We start from the raw sequence: 19,983 nt of genomic DNA on the forward strand, positions 1-19,983 counted from the left end.
CATTAAACCATACCAGTTTCCCCTTCTCTCGAACTTAACTAGCAGGTATATTTAGCCATTCACAATCAATTACTACTAACCATCATTTCGCTTTAATTCACACATTATACTGATGCTTTCGACTGAATGAATTAATCTTCTACAAAATAATACGCATTAAATATTCAAATATAAATACGGAGCGTGATTCTGTATATAATCATGATACAATATATTCAATTGATTTTTACCAACCAGTTATAAATTAAAAAGCCAACCAATCATTTAAAGGAGATTTAACATGTTCACGCCAAAATACAAAGAAATTATTGATGATATACTTTCAAAGATTAAAACTGGTGATTTAGAAGCAGGTATGAAATTACCTTCTCAGAGGAATTTGGCTACTCAATATCGTGTCAATCGTTCAACTATTATTCAGTCTTTAGAAATACTACAAAGTTATGGAGTATTAGAAAGCAAAGCACGTAAAGGGTTATACGTTTCAAAAAGCAATTGGAATACATATATCAACCATAATATGAATTGGCATGACTATATTAAAAATAGCGCTTCAAAGAATAACCAATACTTTATACAACGAATTAACGAATTAGAATTCGATGCGCACATAATACGGTTAAGTACTGGTGAACTTAGTCCACATTTAATCCCAAACAAGCAATTTCGAGATATATTTTCAAAACAAACGACAACTGCTCTAAAAACCAATTATGAACACCCTTTAGGTAATTTGAATTTAAGAAAAGCGATTGTAAATCATGTTAAAAAATTGGGGATTACGTGTAATGAAGAAAACATTTGTATCACTTCAGGTGCATTGCAGGGATTAAAACTAATCGCTGACGGTTTACTCATACCAAATTCAAAGATTATTATAGAAACACCTTCATATATAAATTCTGTACATACATGGCATAATATTCGAGCAGACCTTAACTTTTTACCGATTTCTAAAATAAAACAACAAATAAATACTATTTTTAATGCAAAAACGTTATATAAAAATAGTATCTTTTATTGTATACCGACTTTACATAACCCCACACAACATTCATATACCCAAGCAGAAAAATATAAATTAATTCAACAATGCCAACAAGCAGGTATCCCTATTGTTGAAGATGATGTATACGGCGACTTGTGGTTCGAAGGTCTTCGCCCTCGACCTTTAAAATCATTGGAAGAGAACGATAATATTTTATATATGAGTAGTTTATCCAAAACAGTGAGCCCCGGTTTAAGAGTAGGATGGATTATAGGTAAACCTTCCGTTGTTATGCATTTAGCTGATTTAAAAATGCAAAATGATTATGGTGCCAGTTCACTATCACAATTTATCGCAACTGAGTGGTTAAATAATCCCATATACCATGAACAACATTTAAAATATTTAAAACAAGCGCTTTTAGAGAGACGTAATAAATTTATAAAATCCTTAAATCAACATTTTCAAGAATTAGGTACGTGGTCTATACCTAAAGGTTCTTATTATATTTGGTTCAAATTGAATGTGCCAGTAAACATGAAGACACTATTCGATTTAGCGATTCAAAATCAAATTTTAATTCACCCCGGTGAAATTTATGATAAAAACGCTCAATATCACATAAGGTTTTCATATTCTTATATAAACATTGAAGATATTGATGTTGCATTACAAAAATTGAGTCACCTCATTAAAAACCAAACACAAAACAAAATATAATTAAAACATGGTTATTCATTGTGAATTTGTACCGTGCGGACGCCTAGGGAAATGATATGAGTGAGAGACTACTGGCTCGAATCATATCCCCAGGCAAGCATGCACGGTCAAAATCATAATAAATAAAAGACTCATCCATTTTCATATGGATTAGCCTTTTTTATAAGAATGAGATTTATGTCTCACTACTTTATTTAATATTTTATTTTGCTTGTTTTGTCAGATCTTTATAATACCTAACATGTCTTTTAAGCGGATGGTATTTGCTTAATTCTGGATATTCAAAGAAATCATATAATTCCATACCTATTTTTTCCATAACCTTACGTGAAGGTGCATTATTTTCTGAAGTAAATGCATATACGTCATTAATACCATGCTGTTTTGCATATTGGAGTACCGCTTCTGCACCTTCAGTTGCGAAACCATTCCCCCATACTTCAGGGATTAAACGCCAGCCAATTTCATAGAATGGTAGCTCATCAAACGTATATTTGCTGTCTTTAGGTACATAGTTCAATCCAATAAAACCAAGCCATCCATTTGTTTCTTTTAATTCAACAGCAAAAAGTCCTATACCATGATTTATAATAATGTCATTCATCTTTTTCATATCATGTTCTGAACGTCGATAGCTTAGTAAACTCGGGAAATATCTACGGACTTGATGATTCGCATTCATCTGTTGAAATGGAAGTAAATCTTCTGCTTGCCAGTCCCGTAACCTTAAACGCTCAGTTTCTATATAAACTGTCATACTGTTACACCTCTAAACTGGAAATTAAATTTCTATAGAAAATAACGCGTTATGATTATTCTCATACCGCGCTATCACATGGATTAAGCTTTGCTTATGCTCTTGAAATATAACTAATCAATTCAACATTTACAGCCACTTCTTTTAACCGACCACGTTCACTTTTTGGTGCGGTAAATGTTGCATCTATAAAATCATTTTTATGATTTAATTTGTAAGTAGCTACAAATGTATCAGTATCGGATTCAAAGTTTGGTAAATGTGCAATAACACGTTTAATTTCACCCGTTGAATCTTTGATTTCTCTACCAGTTATACTTTCAATTTCTCTACCTAACTCTGGAAGCGTAATTGAACGCCCTTCTAGTAATACAAAATCTTTTTCATGCATCGTTATTCCCTCTTTCTCCTAATGAAAAATGATTATTTAAAAACTGTGTATAATAAATGATTCATTATAAAGTCACGCTTGATATAAAAGTATTGCTAGACAACTGACTTATAATTTCAAATCTATTTTTTGAAACTTTTTATGTTCATTACGTTAATGATACCCATTATAACAATTTGTAAAACGATAGTACAATAATTTCCTGGGAAATATTGCATAAAATCATTTTGTAAAGAAATAAATTTAGAAGCCTATGTTTCAGCGTTAACATCTTTTTCTAAATTTTTTGACTTATCTTGGAGTTTATCTTTTTGTTTTTCTAAATCTTTTTTTTGTTTTTTCAAATCTTTATTTTGCTTTTCTAATTTATCAATATCTTTCTCTAACGTTGCTTTTTCATCATTTTTTCCACAGGCTGTAAGTAACACAGTGGACGCAAGTATGAGTGCTAAACATTTTTTCATGTAAGAACTCCTTTTGTTAATTTCATAATAATAATATAATTTTATCATTATTTTTAAATATCTTCATTATTTATTATTAATCTTTTATTCATAGTTACTGTACTTATATGATATCCAAGTTTAAAATTCAAATCTTTCATTGCGTTATTGTGGTTGACTACTGTGCTTTCGATTTCTAAAGCACCTTTGGCATGCGCCCATATTTCCACTTCTTTTTTTAATACTTTCGCAATACCTTGATTTCGATAATCTTCTGAAACATACATCATTTCAATAATGACTTTTTGGTATTGTTTTAAATATCTTGCCCAGATAAAAGCAATCATTTGTTGTTGTTGTATTTCGATAATCACAACATCTGTGTTGGCCATTAATCCATTTTCAATCATTTCTTTGCGCAATGCAACAGAGATAGTAGTGTTTTGATATTGCTCATATTGTTCATTAAGTTGTTGTTCATGAATTTCTGCAATTTCATTTAAATACTGTTGTTGCGTTTGTTTTAAATATTCCATTATTACTCCTTTGAAAGTGTTATTGATTTATAATACTATATTAGTCATAATTAGCATTATCAATATATTTTATATGTAAGAAGGAATGCCAAATGCCGATGAAATCTACCGATAAATTAATGCGTGAAAACAATGTAAAAGCATTACGTTTAAATAATACAGATCGAGATACTTTCGAAAATTATATGACTTACGTTAGAGCAGATTTGAGTGTTAATCCGCATGATTCTGAAAAAATGTTAAATCGTGTTTTAAATCAGTTGTTGGAAGCAGAAAAAGATGGTGCATTAGCAATGGAATTCTTTGATCATGATCCAAAAGCTCATGCAAAAAGAGAACTTAGACGTTTACCAAATGAAACAATAAGAAATATTTTCAAGTATATTATGCGTCATATTTTGCTGTTTGTGGGTATTTTTTGTTTTCTCAAAGGATTTGCAGGATTTTTTATTGGTGCAAAACGACTATATCTATATACTTTTCCGCTCACATTAATCGTAGGTATTGCTATCATTTTTTTCTTTATTTGGATGTTATTTAAAACAGTACAAATACGCTGTTTTAGTACATCACATTTATCTTGGCTTTTAACATATCTCGTTTTACTTTTATCCGTATGTGGGATATTTTATGTTTTTTTCATTCCACAGACATTTTTAACTGTAGGACCATATATATTAATCAGCAACTGGACTTTTATTATTATTTCTTTTATCTTCATTCCAACAGCATTATATATTGATCATCACTTTACTAATAAAAATACAAATGCTTCTTTATAAAGATAATTTAAAAACACGTTAGCACATACTTCTAAAATTTAAGAAGTGGCTGACGTGTTTTTAGTTTATGTTTCACTTATGTTGTTATACTTTCTTTCTTTTCTACTGCAATATTGATAAATAAGAATATAAGGCCAATTAATGTTAATATTGGCGCAATTAAACTTAAGGATGCAACTGGTAGATTTGTTACCACGACACCTCCGATAAATGCACCTAAAGCATTTCCTAAATTAAATGCTGATTGGTTAAGTGTACTCGCAAGTGTTGGTGCATCTTGTGAAATTAATGTACTTTTATATTGTAGTGATGGACTCATACTGAATCCGATCAGACCGAAAAAGAAAATACCTGCTACCATTAAGAGTCCATTCATTTGCACAAAATATAATAAGATGAAATATAAAATAAATGCACTAAATATCATTTTTAATGCTTTATTTAAATTCCAATCTGCAAGTTTTCCGCCTACAACATTACCTAATGTGACACCAATACCAAATATAATTAATAAATATGAAATTAAATTTTCTTGTACATGTGACACATCAATAAGTACTGTTGATATATAAGTAAAGTAAGCAAACACACTGCTAAACCCAAATAATGTAACAGCTAATGTTAACCATAAACGTTTTTCTTTTAAGATTTTTAGTTCATTTAATACAGATGATTTAACTGTTTCTTTTTTCATTGGTACAAATATAATAATACCTATTAATGCTAATGCTCCGATGATTGATATAATAATAAATGTCATTGGCCAACCAAAGCTTTGGCCAATTAACGTTCCAAATGGCACGCCTAATATATTACTCATGCTTAACCCCATAAACATTAATGCCATTGCACTAGCACGCTTTTCTGGTTTAACCATACTTGCTGCTAATATTGAACCTATACCAAAAAATGAACCGTGCGCTAATGAAGTAATAATTCGACTCGTCATCATGAATCCATAATTTGGACTAAATGATGCTGCAAAGTTTCCTATAATAAATATCGCCATTAATGCCAACAATAAATATTTTCTATTCCATTTAATTGTCAACATTACAATGATAGGACCACCGATCGCAACACCTAAGGCGTAACCTGTAATCAGTTGACCAGCTTGACTCACACTAACATCAAAATCTCTAGCGATGTTGGGCAATAAACCCATAATTACAAACTCTGTCATTCCGATTGCAAACGCACCGATTGCGAGCATCCATATAGCAATTGGATATTTCATTTAAGACTCCCTTCCTATTCCCGTTTTTTAACACATGTGAGTGATTATACTAAAGTAGTCATAACGAAAACAAGAAGATTGCTTATATTCCAATTCATTTATGCTATAGTAACGCTCGCCAAGATTGTATGCCTCTTGTAACATCTTTCATTACGTAAATTAATTGATTAATAATGCATCAATGAAAAACCAAATAACCATAATAATCATTATTATCGCTTGAGCGATAGAACTTGCTAAAAATGCTACAACTGAACCAAAACTTGCCTTTAAAGCTTTAGAAAAGTGTGGCTCCTGTATAAATTCAACTACTAGCACCGCTATAAATGGGATAATGATTATTCCAAATGGTGGAAAGACAAAACAACCAACAATAACACCAATCAATGCTGCATACTCGCTTAATTTTGATCCACCGAATTTACTGACAAAATATTTATTCATAATGAAATCTGCAATAATAATAAATATTGTGAACAATGCCATCGATACATAAAATATCCAAGACAAATGATGATTATCAAAGCCGAATTGATAAATTAAGAAACCAATCCACAATATAAGTACTGATGGTATAATTGGTTTAATTAAACCGATAAACGCTAAAACAAATGCTGCTATAATAAATAACCATAAAATCAATGTCATTACAATCTACTCCATACTTTCTTCTGTAAATTTTTGTTCTTTCGTAAAATATATTAAAATCATACCTAAAAATATTGATCCTGCTGAAACAAAGAACACGTTATCTAATCCTACCCAGTGACTCATTATACCACCGAGCAGATTACCACATAATTGTCCTATCACCATCGCATTAGCAAATAATGTAGATGCATAACCAGGAAAATCAGGTAAAATATCTTGGAAATAACTTATACCTAATCCAAGTAGAATCGCTAGGAAGATTGCTAGAAAAACTTGGCCTACAATCATCATGATAAGACTGTTAAATACGCCAATACTAAAATAGAATAATCCTCCAAACAAACCTCCAAGTATCAGTAACGTACGTGTAGTCAACTTGGCCGATAAAATACCTAATATGACCATAAATGGTACTTCTAGTCCTGCACAAATACTAGCTAGCACGCCCACTCGACTTTCTGGCTCATTTAAAAAGTTCGTCACATACAATGGCATATTCAACGTATACATCCATTGTCCTATATGTAATAAAATAAAAGCCATAAATGGTACAAATAAAACTTTATCTCGCAGCATATTAGGTGCAGCCGCTTCGACATGTGTACTATCTGCTACCGGACGCTTTGTTTGAATATCTTTAAAGAAAAAAACTTGTAATAAAAGTGTGAATAATATGATTGTTATCGTTCCGCCAAATAAACCTGCATATCCTTTAAAACTAAGTAACAACGCACCTATAAGTGGACCGAACAAGAAACCAAATGAAAACATCGAACGTAATACAGCGTTAGCGAATTTCGCTCTATCCTTTGATGTAGAAGTATTGATCGATTCTCTCGCTGACGCATACATTTGAGGCATAGCCGGGGCAAAACAACCTTGAAAAATGGCATACATTACTATAAAAACCCATATCTCATGAACATAAAAATAAATTGAAAAACTGACTGCGCCCATAAAAAGTGCAGTAATAATAATCGTTTTTCTATTGATACTATGTGTATCAGAAAAACGCGCTACAATTGTATTCATAGTAAATTGGCTAATTGCAGCTAATGCTAATAACAACCCATATTGGGTAGAAGTCATACCTAAATCATTTGTGGCAAATAATACCAAATACGGTACAGTGATCGCAATTCCCATACCTAACATCATCATATTAACAACAAATAATTTATAATTTTTTATATGTAACAATTCACTAAACATTTAGCGTCCTCTATTCCTATTAAATTCAATATAACTCTTCGCAAAGTTACTTTTATAACTGAATCAAAATATTCAATTGTGAATAATTATTATTCCACGTATTCCAATATTAAATTAATAAATGAATCAACTTGTGGCAACTGTAACATGCTTGGATCATAGCTTAAATAAGTAGAACGAATCAGCGGTTTATCGTCTATATCTACGCGTTGAAACGCAAATTGTTCCTTATCTAAGTGTTTCATCATTATTTCTGGCAATATGGTCACGCCAACACCATTTAATAACATTTCTTTACATGTCGCCACTTGATCAACCGTAATCATCGCGTGATAATCTTGACCGATTTGACTACCATACCATTCTTTAATTTGATTAATATATATAGGATCAGCCTGAAATTCGATAAACGGCATCTTTTCTACTTCATCATTACGATTTTTTGGATGGATAAAATAATGTTCGTCATTAAATAAATGTGTGTTGCTTAAATTCATCATTTTATTACCACGAATAATCATCACATGATAATCTCTATGGTTAGCTTTAATTTGTTCACTTGATCCTACTTGAACTTGAATTTCTACATTTGGAAATTGTCGTGTATATAAATTTAATACAACTGGCAACAACGTTTGACCTATTAAAGACGAACAACCGATGGAGATGGTACCATTTACTTCGCCGATATGTGCTTGCATCTTATCTAAAAATAGACGCTCTCTATTTAACATATCGCGCGCGTGTTCAATAATCATCATACCCTCAGTCGTAGTTATTAATTGCTTTTTTGTACGTATGAATATGTCGACACCAAATGCATTTTCTATCGCTTTTAATCGTTGAGTTACTGCTGGTTGAGAGATATATAAAATTTCTGCTGCTTTCCTGAGCGTTTTTGTCTCATCTAATGTAGTTAACAAGCGATAATCGTCAATCTTCATAATTATCCCCCTATTTTTACAAATACTTAAATATCTTTATTTATGGTGGCCTTACTTTTATCTACTTTGCGTTAATTACTTTTATTCAGTAATCTTCAATTCTCGCAGTGTTTACTATAACATGGTTAATGCATGACTAATATAGGGAATTTTGTTTACCACAATTTTAAGATTTTTGAGATGCATTTGAATCTTTAATCTTACTATGATGTGATTTATTTTTGTTTTGATTAGAATGATTATGATGCTTATTGTATTTTTTTATCGGCTTATGTTTAGTCTCATTGTATACAGAGTCTTTGTCTTTATGCTTTTTTCCTTTAAATTTTTGTTTATTAAAAGAAGATTGCTTTTGAGAATTCGCTTTTTGTTTTATTTTATGAAAACAATACATAATTTTGTCTTGCATCGTTGTAAAATCTGTATCAATTTTAATCATTAACTGATGTGCGATAATGTATGCTTCGTGATATTGTTTCTTCGTTATTTGTCCTTGATTTAAAGCGCGTAACAAGTCGTCTTCATCTACAAGCTCGTATGCTCCACTAGGTAATGCTAATACGTCCAAGCATAAATCAATCGTACGCGCATTTCCTTTTTGCGTAACATTTTTTATATTTATGTCAAAGTAATATTCTAACGGATTGCCCTTGTCGTCTAACATCACTGTGATACTATAACGCTTTTTTTCAGGTAATATTTGTAACCACTGATAGTTATCATCAGCAACAACAATATTTTGTCCTACCACCGATACTTCTAGTGGTTCACGTACTTTTTTCATCGTTACTAACCCAATAATACCTTTAAATTTGTTATTATTCACTTTGACTTCCGTATACTCTCTGTCAATGATGCGACGCCAGTGACGTTTATCAATATATTTTACTTTCACTGCCACCAACTCCTTGTCATTATTATATAAAACTGAACCTTACATGTCATCTTATGTTTGTTACATTTAACTTTTTAGTTAATAGCGAGTAGATAATTATTTTTATTGTACTATATTTCATAGCGCAAAAGCGAAATTGACAATTGTTGAGAATTTTGTTAAATTTTTAATATATTTTTCAGAAAATTCTTTAAAAAAGGGAGATAGCCATATGTCAACGACACAAAGACCATTTAGAGCGGATCACGTAGGGAGTTTACTACGTCCAAAACGCTTAAAAGATGCACGTAAAGATTATCAAAACAATGAAATAGATGCACAAACTTTAAAAAATATAGAAGATGAAGAAATTGAACGCATCATAGATAAACAACTAGAAATTGGCTTACATAGTATTACTGATGGTGAATTCCGCAGAAGTTGGTGGCATTTTGATTTCTTAGAAAACTTGGATGGTGTTGAAGGTTACACATCTGAGCGAGGTTTAACATTTGAAGGTGTGGAAACTAGAAATCACAACGTCAAAGTGGTTGATAAAGTTGCATTCAATCCAAATCATCCCCATTTTGAACACTTTAAATTTTTATATGATAAGGTGAACGGTCGTGCAACAGCAAAAGTTTCTATTCCAAGTCCAAATCAATTATTCCATCCTAACATTTTAAACGAAGAGATATATCCTGACATCAATGATTTTGCACATGATGTAGCAAAGGCTTATCATGATAGTTTACTTAAATTCTATGAGCTTGGTGCACGTTATATTCAACTAGATGATGTGTATTGGGCAAACTTGACTTCTGGAACACAAAACACACGTGGGCGTGATAGAAGTGAATCAGAAAAAGAAGTTGCGCGTCAACTTGCTTATAAAGTGATTAATGAAGCAATCAGTGATTTACCAAAAGATTTATTAATCACAACACATATTTGTCGCGGAAATTATCAATCTACTTGGGCCATTTCTGGTGGTTACGAACCAATCGCACCGTATCTATTCAAAGAACAATTAGATGGTTTCTTCTTAGAATATGACGATAAACGTTCAGGTGATTTCGAACCCTTAAGATTTTTCCCAAAAGACCGTTCATTTGCAGTATTGGGATTATTCACTTCAAAAAACGGTGAATTAGAAGATAAAGATACTATTTTAAAACGTGTAAAAGAAGCACAAAATTATATAGATTTAGAACAAATTTGTCTAAGTCCGCAATGTGGTTTTGCTTCTACAGAAGAAGGCAATAAATTGACAGAAGAAGAACAATGGAAAAAGTTAGCTTATATTGTTGAAATCGCTAACGAAGTTTTTGGTACTTCAAAATAATATTAATTAAAAAACTCGTGTTACTTTCACAACTGTTTTAATGAGAAAGTAACACGAGTTTGCTTTTATATTTAACTATTAATGTCCAATGATGATAAAGCATAACGATCGTTAATTTGTTTTAACTCAGGGTAAGTTTCGTTTAACCATTCTTTACTCAATAACTCAAAATGTATAAATTCAAATGCTGGATGGCACATGCAACCCACAAGTGCATAGCCAGCACAATCTTCAATAGACGATGCAAAAATCGTACCTTTTGGTACTACATGTTGCAATACATCACCATTTTCGATATGAGGACCTACTGTTACTTTTTGATAGTTGCCGTCTGGGTGTATCATGTGAACAGTTAAGGAATCTCCTGAATGGTAATACCAGATTTCATCGGCATCTATTCGATGAAAATGTGATATATTATCATGCGTTAAAAGAAAATATATACTCGAATAGGCCGACCTTTGATTTGAGTTATCAGGTATCGCTTTTATAGTCTCTTTATAATACCCACCTTCTGGATGCGGATGTAATTGTAATTGTTCAATCCATTTTTGTACTTCTTGATTTTTATCCATGTTATTTCAAATCCACATTATGGAATACATTTTGTACATCCTCTAAATCTTCTAATGCATCAATTAATTGTTCGAATGTTTCTTGATCTTCTGCTGATAATTCAATATCTGACTGTGGTAACATTTCAAACTCCGCTACTTTAAATGTTTCAACACCTGATGCACGTAATGCATCTTGTACTTGCGCAAATTGATCAGGCTCAGCATATACAATGGTTAAACCATCTTCGTCAATGACATCTCTAACATCTATCTCTTGTTCCATTAAACTTTCTAAGACATCATCCGCTGACTTATCTTCAACACCAAATACGGCAGTATGTTCAAACATATAAGCAACAGAACCAGAAACACCCATATTGCCACCATTTTTACCAAATGCAGCACGAACATCAGATGCAGTTCTATTAACATTATCAGTAAGCGCGTCTACAATTATCATTGAGCCATTCGGACCGAACCCTTCATATCGCAACTCATCGTAATTTTCTTCGCCGCCACCTTTAGCTTTTTCAATAGCTCTATCTATAATGTGGTTAGGCACAGAGTATGTTTTTGCTCTTTCTAATGTTAATCTTAAAGCTTGGTTTGAAACTGGATCGGGTTCCCCAGATTTAGCTGCTACATAGATTTCTTTACCAAATTTAGCATAAATTCTACTCGTATTCTTATCTTTTTGGGCCTTTTTCTCTTTAATATTATTCCACTTACGTCCCATAATTTCATCTCACTTTCTAATTAAATGCGTAAATCAATACATCATATTATACAATATTTTCATTATATCACATAGATTAACATGCTACTTTGCTTATATTTTTATTGATTCTCTCAAGTAAGCTTAACTATTTTGTCATTTATTTAAAGCGAGTTTGAAATGTGCTTGCGCCAATGTAAACTTAACGTCGATGAATTACAACCTCAAACTATAACCGGACAAATAAGCGCGATCAAAATTATATCATTTTAATTGTAAAAAGGACTAATCCACAAAATATGGATAAGTCCTTTATATCGAGTATGAGATTAATATCTCATATTCGTTCACGCAATACCGTTATAATCTGTAATATTTGTAACTGAATAAGCGTTATCTTTATGTAATTATGCTTTTTTAAATATTTTAGTCTACCTGTGCTTCGATTTCATCTAACAAAGTTTGATACTTCGTATTATTCTCTTCCGTCATCGATAAAAACACTTTTCTCTCATCTTTTGTTGAACGTAATTTGCTTACACGATCTTGGTTAATTAATCGTCGAATTGATGCTAACACTTTTGTCCGGCTCAAATCGAGTTCAGTCGTCGCAATTTTTAAAAATGGTTGCATCAGCATGTTTTGCTGTCTACAATTTTGTTGTATTATTTCCAAAATAGCAATATCATTCATTGTTAATTTATATTTATTTTCTATATATGACATTACTCTATTATATTTTTTATAAATTTTTAATAATTGCGCCTTCTTTTCATCAGTCATTGTTGCTACACCTCCAAACGCTAGTAAGCAATACAATTTCATTATCTCTAAAAAAAGTAACTCTGTCTTTATCATTTATTTTTATAGCTTTGTCATTATTACGAACACCAGTAAATTAAATTTTGTAAAACATGTTAATTTGATTATATATTTCGGGCTCAAATGCTTATTTATAAATATCAATAATGTGTACAGTGTTATAATCGATAGCTACACTTAAAGATTTGTCATTAAATGGATGTTCAAATACATTAATTAGCGGCTTATTATACGCTTCTATTTTTTCTATAAATAAATCAGACCACTGGTATTTCTCACGTAAATTGCCTGGTATTACACAATTGATATTTCCATGCACATTGTTATAAGTCTCTTTAAAAATTAAATGCTTTTTTCTTAACTTTAAATCTTTAAAATTTATATTAACTGACATTTTTGTCGCATGACGATTCGATACTTCATTTTCCATAATTTGCCAATCGCTTATATAAACGCTAATTTTATCTACTTGGTCAATAATAGTATAAAAATCATGTTCATATACTTTATAGCGCGTTTTTTCTATCAAACGATGAAACATACTTCCGACCAATGTGCGGAAACCACTTTTATCATATAAGTATAAAGATTCATTGCCATTCATTTGCTGTATCAGATCTACACCGATACCTGAAAAATGTTTTAATATTCTTTTAAAAACACCGACTAACAATGGTGGACTTTCAATAATATTCATTGACTCATCATGCACTAAAAAATTATTTCTTACATTTAATAAAAAATAATGCCTTTCCTCTAAACACATTTCTGACATTATTTTTCTTATATAATTAAATTTAAAGATTTCTTTCGTCAACAACATTTCATGAGAATCATTTAAATTTGGTGTTGAAAGCTTTTGATTATCTACACAATAGTAATCAAAACCAATTCTCTTTAACTGTACTTCCAACATTTTAAAAGTATCAGGTTCATTAAATAATTGGGTAATATCAATACCAAATTTCACATTTTCTCTAAACTGTCTGATTTTGATAATATTACGATAAATTTCTTTTATCGGCATTGTACTTAAGTCAAAACAATAAGTTATCTTATTAAGCAAATCCTGATTGAAGTTTGTGCTAGTTTGTAAATAAGTCGCATAAGGTCTACAAATCTGATTTAAATATATTTCAATGTCTTGACTTTCATAAACTTGAAGCACCAAATGTGCATTGTTTTTTATGATAAAGTCAATCGCTTTATATGTTTGTTGTTCAGAAATGTATTTTTGAAAAACTTTTACGTTTATATTGCAATAAATATAAACCTGATTGTCATTTTCAATCAAATAACTCATTTTAGGATCAGTATACAATTGGTATAACTCTGTTATTGTATAAATTTGAATGATTATAGACGAATTGCGATTATCCGAAAAATAATCAGAGCAAATAGTAATTTCATTGTTTTGCACATCACTATTTGCTAATTTTGTAGTAAGTTGAGATTTTACTTGATCTTTAAATGTGTCATCCAGTGTTTCATAAGGATAATATAAATTTTTATTGTATTTCGTAAGCTTACGATATTGATTGGGTGTATAACCGTAATATTGTTTGAATTTTTTACTGTAAAGTGCTGCGCTACTAAAACCATATAAGTCAGATATTTCTCCAATGGTATATTGACCATTCAATAACTCTTTCATAGATGTTGCCAATTTTAATGTATCCACATAAGTTTTAAAATTCATATCCAACTTACTATAAAATTGACTAGATATATTTGATTGTGAAATAAAAATATGATTGGCAATTGATTTTAACGTTAATGGTTGTTTCAAATTACGACTCACATAATCTAGTATTTCTCCAGTAATACCAAAATATGAGTTGTCTGTTTGCTGGGGTAAATAGTTCGAATCTACTTTAGCTTCATTAGCAATAATTTCAACAATTTTGACCATGTAATTTTCATAAATATCACAACTTAATGTATGGTTTAAGTAGTGTTTCGTTAACTCTATTAAAGATTTTGTTAATTGTGCTGTAGATTGAATCAACTTGGAGTTATATTGATAATCAAAAAATGAATAACCTCGTTCTAAAAACCAATCACTCGCAATATATAATAAAATGGTTGTTTCATTTCGTTTAATACTAAAAATTTCTGTATGGTTTACGATTAATACTTCTGTATCAATTTTTACATTAGCGGTAAATTGTTGAATCTCTAATACTCCCTTTATTGGCAGTAATAGTAGTAGGCCATCTGTTACACGTTTAGTAGGATAAAATTTTTTAGAAATAATATTTAAGCACTGTACTTCCATATTCCAACCTCTCTCATATTCAGTTACACACCATACACATAAAATCATTTTTATAAAAATGAATATTTCTTTAATATTTTCATCTTTTGAAAATAGAACATTCACTTTTTTAGTTTCAAAGTACATGTTTTATCATTACATAATTTTGAATATAATAATTTAATTTGTCAACATAATTTTTCATTCATCGTCCTTAATTCTAAACTTTTTATATTTTATTAATGATAAAATAAGTTGTTATATCACATTATTATATGATCATAAATTAAACCTCTCGTGACACGACGATCTTATCTAAACTGAATATTATTCAATGGTCTTGCTGAAGTAATAATGATAATAAAAGTTAAGATAAAGGCAATAAACTAATAAAACCGTAACTGAATTTTATAGAAATTCAGTTACGGTTTTCTTTTATTAGAATTTATAACTTACGGTTTGTAAATTTTTATCTTATATATTACTTTTTAAATTTGTTCGCTAGTCTTAATACATATTTGATAATGTGTAATAAATTGATGAATAAATTGAATCCCATTTCTCGTGGAGAAAACTGACCACGTTTCATACGATTAAAATCATATATAGTATATAATAAGAATAACAATAAACCTACTACTGTAATGATTGTATGGAATATTGGATTATGCACAAACATACCGATGATTCCAGCAACAATCAGTGCGACTAACGTAACAAATAAGTATTTACCCATACCTGCAGCGTTATCGACAATGAAATAGCCAATTATACCAAATGCGATAAAAGCACCTATTGCTAATAGCACATTTTTATAAAACACTTCTGGCCCTAAATTTTGCAAATAAGCTGTAAATGTAGCATAGGACAATAATCCGACAACTATGGCATATATATGTGAAATAACCAATCCATACTTACGTGCACGATTAGTTAAAACTGTAAATAATACTAATACGAGTAAGACGATAGATAGTGGCTTTCTCCATTCCATAGGTAAAAACTGTCCAAAATAACAGCCAATACCAAAAATAATCCAATAATAAACAAAGAATAACCATACTTTACCATACGCATGGGATTTGGATTTGTCCTTTTTAGATTTAGATTGCTTTTGATTAATTTGTTGTGTTGATTCAGCCAACCAATTCACTCCTTAGATGTTATAACGTTTTACACATTAATTGAAATTTATTTGCTGATTTGTATAATCAAGGTGCTTAAACGTCGTTATAGTTTTGTTTTTGATTAAATGTATTACTTTCATTTTCACTATTCCAAGTTAAATCAAACATTTTATTATCAATTCTAAAAAGATATTTAAGTTAATTGAAATTTACACATTTTCAAATGTTACAAAGTAATAAATTTTAAAATGAATTCTAAAACTCAAACCCCGTTTAAAGTCCATAACAAAAGTATTTATTATGTTTACATACCAACGCACTAAAATGTTAATAATGTTACATCTCTATAACAATAAACACAAGTCGCCTATTTTTTGTTAGTATGTAACATGAATTCAATTAAAGAAAATCAATACAGATATATATAATTTGAAATGAGTTATTTATATAGGTGTGAGGAGGAGTTCTTTTGAAAAAGTTCGCATTTGCAGTAACTGCTGCTTCAGGTGCAGCAGCGTTTATTGCTAACCATGAAGCTGAAGCATCAACACAACATACAGTACAATCAGGTGAGTCACTATGGACAATCTCAGAACAATATGGTGTTTCAGTAGATGAGATTAAACAAAACAATAACCTCGATAACAATATGGTATTTCCGGGACAAGTTATCGAAGTTGGTGGAAGTGGTCAAAGCTCAAGTTCAAACACTTCTTCACAAACATCAGGTGGTTCTTCACATACAGTTAAATCTGGTGAATCATTAAACATCATTGCTAACAATTATGGTGTTTCAGTAGATGCACTAATGTCAGAAAATAATCTAAATGGTTATTTAATCCATCCAGGTCAATCACTTACGATTCCAAATGGATCAAGTGTTGGCGGTTCAGGTGGTTCTGGTAACACTGCTACACAAACACCTTCTACAGGTAATACTTCTGCTAGTGACGCTAATTTATATGATTGGGGTCAATGTACATGGCATGTATTTAATCGTAGAGCAGAAACTGGACAACCAATTAGTACATATTGGTGGAACGCTGATCACTGGGCTAACAATGCTGCAGCAGATGGCTATACAGTAAACAACACGCCAACTGCTGGTTCTATCATGCAAAATTATGAAGGTCCAATTGGTCACGTTGCATATGTTGAGCAAGTAAATCCTGATGGCAGTATTTTAATATCAGAAATGAATTATAATACACCTCCAGGTACAGTAGATTATCGTACAATTCCAGCATCTACTGCTTCTAGCTATAATTATATTCATTAAGATAACCAAAAAGATGATTAAAAAAGAGGAAGGACTTAAACCTCTTTATCAAACAAATATTACGTCAATTTCTATGGAAAACATATAGAAATTGACGTTTTCTTTTTCTCAATTTTCATCTCTTGACTCATTTTTTTGATTAGATAAGTATTCACTGCCTTCATCTAAATTGTGATCATATTAGATCAATATATTTATGAGTTAAATCTGTACTACTATTTCATTTAAATTGATACATATTTTTATCTTCTTTCCTTTTCTCTCCTCTACCCCTTTGTTTAATTATTTCATTAATCGCCTTCATCAATTGATTGATTCAACATAACAAATAACACCACTGCTTATTTTATATTATAATTTCGACAGTGATTTGAGTCGACTTCTGTGGAAGTGCACATGCTGAATACTGCTGTAAGACAATACCCAAGGAAAAGCACGCACAAAAAAACTGCCGACAAAATCAGAGACTTTGTCGGCAGACTGAAAGGATCAACCCTATTGTATTTAGATTAGTCCTTTATCTTAAGAATAAGATGTAGGTCTTAAACTCATTCTTAAATTTATTTAGTTATTTATTATTAACCATTGTTAATACTTATAAAACAAGATTGATTACAAAATATATTAAAGCGGCTAATAACGCAGAAATAGGTAATGTGATTACCCAAGTAATAATCATACGTTGTGCAGTATTCCATTTCACACCTTTAATACGGTTAGAAGAACCTACACCTAATATAGATGAAGACACGACATGCGTCGTTGAAAGTGGAAAATGCAATGATGACGCAACAAAAATAGTTAAAGCAGAAGATAAATCAGCTGCTGCACCATTAGCTGGACGTATTTTCATTATGTTTCCACCAACTGTTTTGATGATTTTCCAACCACCAACAGCTGTACCTAACCCCATCGCAGTAGCACAGGCAACCTTAACCCATAGTTGAGGCTCGGTGCTTGTACCTGTTTGGATATTCGCAACTATAAGCGCTAAAGTAATAATACCCATTGATTTTTGTGCATCATTTGTACCATGTGAAAATGATTGTAATGAAGCAGTGAAAATTTGGAAAAATCTAAAATTACGATTTGCTTTCGTAAGATTTGCATTTTTGAAAACTACTTTAACAATTGAATATATAATAAAACCAACACAAAACGCAATAACTGGTGATAAAAGTAATACAATTATTATTTTTGTAAAGCCTTGATAGTGTAATACAGCAAATGTACCTTGTGAAGCAATTGCTGCACCAGCGATTGAGCCAATTAATGCATGTGAAGATGAACTAGGTATTCCAAAAAACCAAGTTACTAAATTCCAAATAATTGCTGCCAAAATAGCAGCTAAAACCACAACTAGACCATTTTCTAATTTAAATGGATCTACAATATCTTTTGTTATCGTACTTGCAACTCCAGTAAATGTTAATGCACCAATAAAGTTCATAACTGACGCCAAAATAATCGCAGTTCTAGGAGTTAATGCACGTGTTGAAACAGCAGTAGCGACGGCATTGGCTGTATCATGGAAACCATTGATAAAGTCAAATATCAAAGAAAAAATAACGATAGCTACTGTGATAATCAAAATATATTCCATAAGTTAGGACTCCTTAGCTATTTTTCATTATTATTGTTTCAAAGTTATTCGCTACAGCTTGACATTTATCGGCAATTTCTTCTAGACTTTCATAAATCTCTTTGATTTTAATAAGTGTGATAGGATCTGTTTCACTGTTAAAAATATGTTTAATTGACTGACGTAATATACCATCACAGTTAGTTTCAAATTCTTTAATATTAATAGAATGAATGCGCATGTGAGATAATTTTTTATCGACAAGTAAGCCTACTGCTAATTTCATTTCAGCAATAGCTTTTTGGATATTATCAACAAATTCAGCCATATATTCATCTGTATATTCTATAGAGTACATTTCAAACATTGCTGATGTTTCTTCAATTGCATCTAAAACATCATCAATAGCGTTACATAAAGAGAGGATGTCCTCACGTTCAATAGGTGTAATGAATGTTTGGTTCAAATCCGAAATCACTTGATGCATAAGCTCATCACCATGTGATTCGTATGTTTTAATATTATCTGAATATGCTTTAAGGTCTAAGTGTGTATTAAAATCCATTTTACCAAATTCAATTGCTGCACGGTCTAAGTTGAAAACCATTTCTTCAAGTTTCACCATGAACTTATCTTTTTTCTTGTTAAACATTCAAAAAATCCTCCATTTTCAGTGACCAATACAATCACCTTCAATAAATTTAAAAAATTACATTCTTTTCTAGACAAATTAAAATTGGCAAGATTTACAATACACCCATTAC

At 30.9% G+C, this 19,983-nt stretch carries 19 protein-coding genes and 1 pseudogene; 4 read left to right on the plus strand and 16 right to left on the minus strand.

The window, feature by feature from the left end; genetic code table 11:
* Positions 1-280: 280 nt before the first annotated feature.
* Positions 281-1,708: an aminotransferase-like domain-containing protein gene (locus tag FYJ81_RS08135; RefSeq protein WP_107384436.1), complete on the plus strand. Its 1,428-nt coding sequence runs from the start codon at positions 281-283 to the stop codon at positions 1,706-1,708.
* 202 nt (positions 1,709-1,910) lie between these two features.
* Here FYJ81_RS08135 and FYJ81_RS08140 read toward each other — a convergent pair whose 3' ends face one another.
* The 4 genes and pseudogenes from FYJ81_RS08140 to FYJ81_RS08155 all read right to left on the minus strand — a co-directional run bounded on the left by FYJ81_RS08140 (position 1,911) and on the right by FYJ81_RS08155 (position 3,835).
* Positions 1,911-2,465 (minus strand): GNAT family N-acetyltransferase, encoded by a 555-nt coding sequence (locus tag FYJ81_RS08140; RefSeq protein ID WP_019468188.1) that lies wholly within the window; start codon positions 2,463-2,465, stop codon positions 1,911-1,913.
* Between the two features lie 94 nt (positions 2,466-2,559).
* Positions 2,560-2,856: a hypothetical protein gene (locus FYJ81_RS08145; protein ID WP_046207354.1), complete on the minus strand. Its 297-nt coding sequence runs from the start codon at positions 2,854-2,856 to the stop codon at positions 2,560-2,562.
* Between the two features lie 263 nt (positions 2,857-3,119).
* Positions 3,120-3,320: pseudogene (locus FYJ81_RS08150) on the minus strand (SA0632 family lipoprotein); the annotation flags it as partial.
* Between the two features lie 53 nt (positions 3,321-3,373).
* Positions 3,374-3,835, minus strand: coding sequence for a GNAT family N-acetyltransferase (locus FYJ81_RS08155; protein WP_107384434.1), 462 nt, complete (start codon positions 3,833-3,835; stop codon positions 3,374-3,376).
* Positions 3,836-3,933: 98 nt separating this feature from the next.
* On the opposite strand from FYJ81_RS08155, the gene FYJ81_RS08160 reads away from it, so the two are divergent.
* Positions 3,934-4,617 carry a DUF1129 family protein gene (locus tag FYJ81_RS08160; protein ID WP_107386439.1) on the plus strand — a complete coding sequence of 228 codons (684 nt, stop codon included), beginning with the start codon at positions 3,934-3,936 and terminating at the stop codon, positions 4,615-4,617.
* Between the two features lie 76 nt (positions 4,618-4,693).
* Here the strand turns inward: FYJ81_RS08160 and FYJ81_RS08165 are convergent, their stop codons facing one another.
* The 5 genes from FYJ81_RS08165 to FYJ81_RS08185 form a co-directional block, all read right to left on the minus strand.
* Entirely contained in the window at positions 4,694-5,854 is a 1,161-nt protein-coding gene (locus FYJ81_RS08165; RefSeq protein ID WP_107384433.1) for an MFS transporter, read from the minus strand.
* Positions 5,855-6,013: 159 nt separating this feature from the next.
* Positions 6,014-6,502: a DUF456 domain-containing protein gene (locus tag FYJ81_RS08170; RefSeq protein WP_019468182.1), complete on the minus strand. Its 489-nt coding sequence runs from the start codon at positions 6,500-6,502 to the stop codon at positions 6,014-6,016.
* 6 nt (positions 6,503-6,508) lie between these two features.
* Positions 6,509-7,717, minus strand: a complete 1,209-nt coding sequence (locus tag FYJ81_RS08175) for a sugar efflux transporter (RefSeq protein WP_154409555.1) — start codon at positions 7,715-7,717, stop codon at positions 6,509-6,511.
* An 89-nt stretch (positions 7,718-7,806) separates the two neighbouring features.
* Complete coding sequence (locus FYJ81_RS08180; RefSeq protein ID WP_107384430.1) at positions 7,807-8,661, minus strand: LysR family transcriptional regulator; 855 nt, start codon at positions 8,659-8,661, stop codon at positions 7,807-7,809.
* Between the two features lie 166 nt (positions 8,662-8,827).
* Complete coding sequence (locus FYJ81_RS08185; RefSeq protein WP_107384429.1) at positions 8,828-9,556, minus strand: DUF402 domain-containing protein; 729 nt, start codon at positions 9,554-9,556, stop codon at positions 8,828-8,830.
* A 211-nt stretch (positions 9,557-9,767) separates the two neighbouring features.
* Between FYJ81_RS08185 and FYJ81_RS08190 the strand changes: the two genes are divergently transcribed.
* A complete protein-coding gene (locus FYJ81_RS08190) occupies positions 9,768-10,880 on the plus strand; it encodes a 5-methyltetrahydropteroyltriglutamate--homocysteine S-methyltransferase (RefSeq protein ID WP_107384428.1) in 1,113 nt (370 codons plus the stop codon).
* Positions 10,881-10,951: 71 nt separating this feature from the next.
* Here the strand turns inward: FYJ81_RS08190 and FYJ81_RS08195 are convergent, their stop codons facing one another.
* The 5 genes from FYJ81_RS08195 to FYJ81_RS08215 all read right to left on the minus strand — a co-directional run bounded on the left by FYJ81_RS08195 (position 10,952) and on the right by FYJ81_RS08215 (position 16,375).
* On the minus strand, positions 10,952-11,455 hold the full coding sequence (locus FYJ81_RS08195; RefSeq protein WP_107384427.1) for a cupin domain-containing protein: 504 nt from the start codon (positions 11,453-11,455) through the stop codon (positions 10,952-10,954).
* A 1-nt stretch (position 11,456) separates the two neighbouring features.
* Positions 11,457-12,173, minus strand: coding sequence for a YebC/PmpR family DNA-binding transcriptional regulator (locus tag FYJ81_RS08200; protein WP_107384426.1), 717 nt, complete (start codon positions 12,171-12,173; stop codon positions 11,457-11,459).
* A 405-nt stretch (positions 12,174-12,578) separates the two neighbouring features.
* The gene (locus FYJ81_RS08205; RefSeq protein WP_107386436.1) at positions 12,579-12,935 is read right to left on the minus strand and encodes a transcriptional regulator, SarA/Rot family; all 357 of its coding nucleotides are present in this window, start codon (positions 12,933-12,935) and stop codon (positions 12,579-12,581) included.
* A gap of 166 nt (positions 12,936-13,101) precedes the next feature.
* Positions 13,102-15,252 carry a helix-turn-helix transcriptional regulator gene (locus FYJ81_RS08210; RefSeq protein ID WP_107523348.1) on the minus strand — a complete coding sequence of 717 codons (2,151 nt, stop codon included), beginning with the start codon at positions 15,250-15,252 and terminating at the stop codon, positions 13,102-13,104.
* A 460-nt stretch (positions 15,253-15,712) separates the two neighbouring features.
* The gene (locus FYJ81_RS08215) at positions 15,713-16,375 is read right to left on the minus strand and encodes a Bax inhibitor-1/YccA family protein (protein WP_107385965.1); all 663 of its coding nucleotides are present in this window, start codon (positions 16,373-16,375) and stop codon (positions 15,713-15,715) included.
* Between the two features lie 452 nt (positions 16,376-16,827).
* Here FYJ81_RS08215 and FYJ81_RS08220 point away from each other — a divergent pair, with 452 nt between their 5' ends.
* Positions 16,828-17,637: a LysM peptidoglycan-binding domain-containing protein gene (locus FYJ81_RS08220; protein ID WP_107385293.1), complete on the plus strand. Its 810-nt coding sequence runs from the start codon at positions 16,828-16,830 to the stop codon at positions 17,635-17,637.
* A 595-nt stretch (positions 17,638-18,232) separates the two neighbouring features.
* On the opposite strand, the gene FYJ81_RS08225 is transcribed toward FYJ81_RS08220, so the two are convergent.
* Together FYJ81_RS08225 and FYJ81_RS08230 are read right to left on the minus strand one after the other, a co-directional pair.
* On the minus strand, positions 18,233-19,240 hold the full coding sequence (locus FYJ81_RS08225) for an inorganic phosphate transporter (RefSeq protein ID WP_107385294.1): 1,008 nt from the start codon (positions 19,238-19,240) through the stop codon (positions 18,233-18,235).
* 13 nt (positions 19,241-19,253) lie between these two features.
* Positions 19,254-19,871: a DUF47 domain-containing protein gene (locus FYJ81_RS08230; RefSeq protein ID WP_019468170.1), complete on the minus strand. Its 618-nt coding sequence runs from the start codon at positions 19,869-19,871 to the stop codon at positions 19,254-19,256.
* Positions 19,872-19,983 lie beyond the last annotated feature (112 nt).

Source organism: Staphylococcus sp. McC-251-APC-3A2, from assembly GCF_009695665.1.
Classification (GTDB): domain Bacteria; phylum Bacillota; class Bacilli; order Staphylococcales; family Staphylococcaceae; genus Staphylococcus; species Staphylococcus cohnii.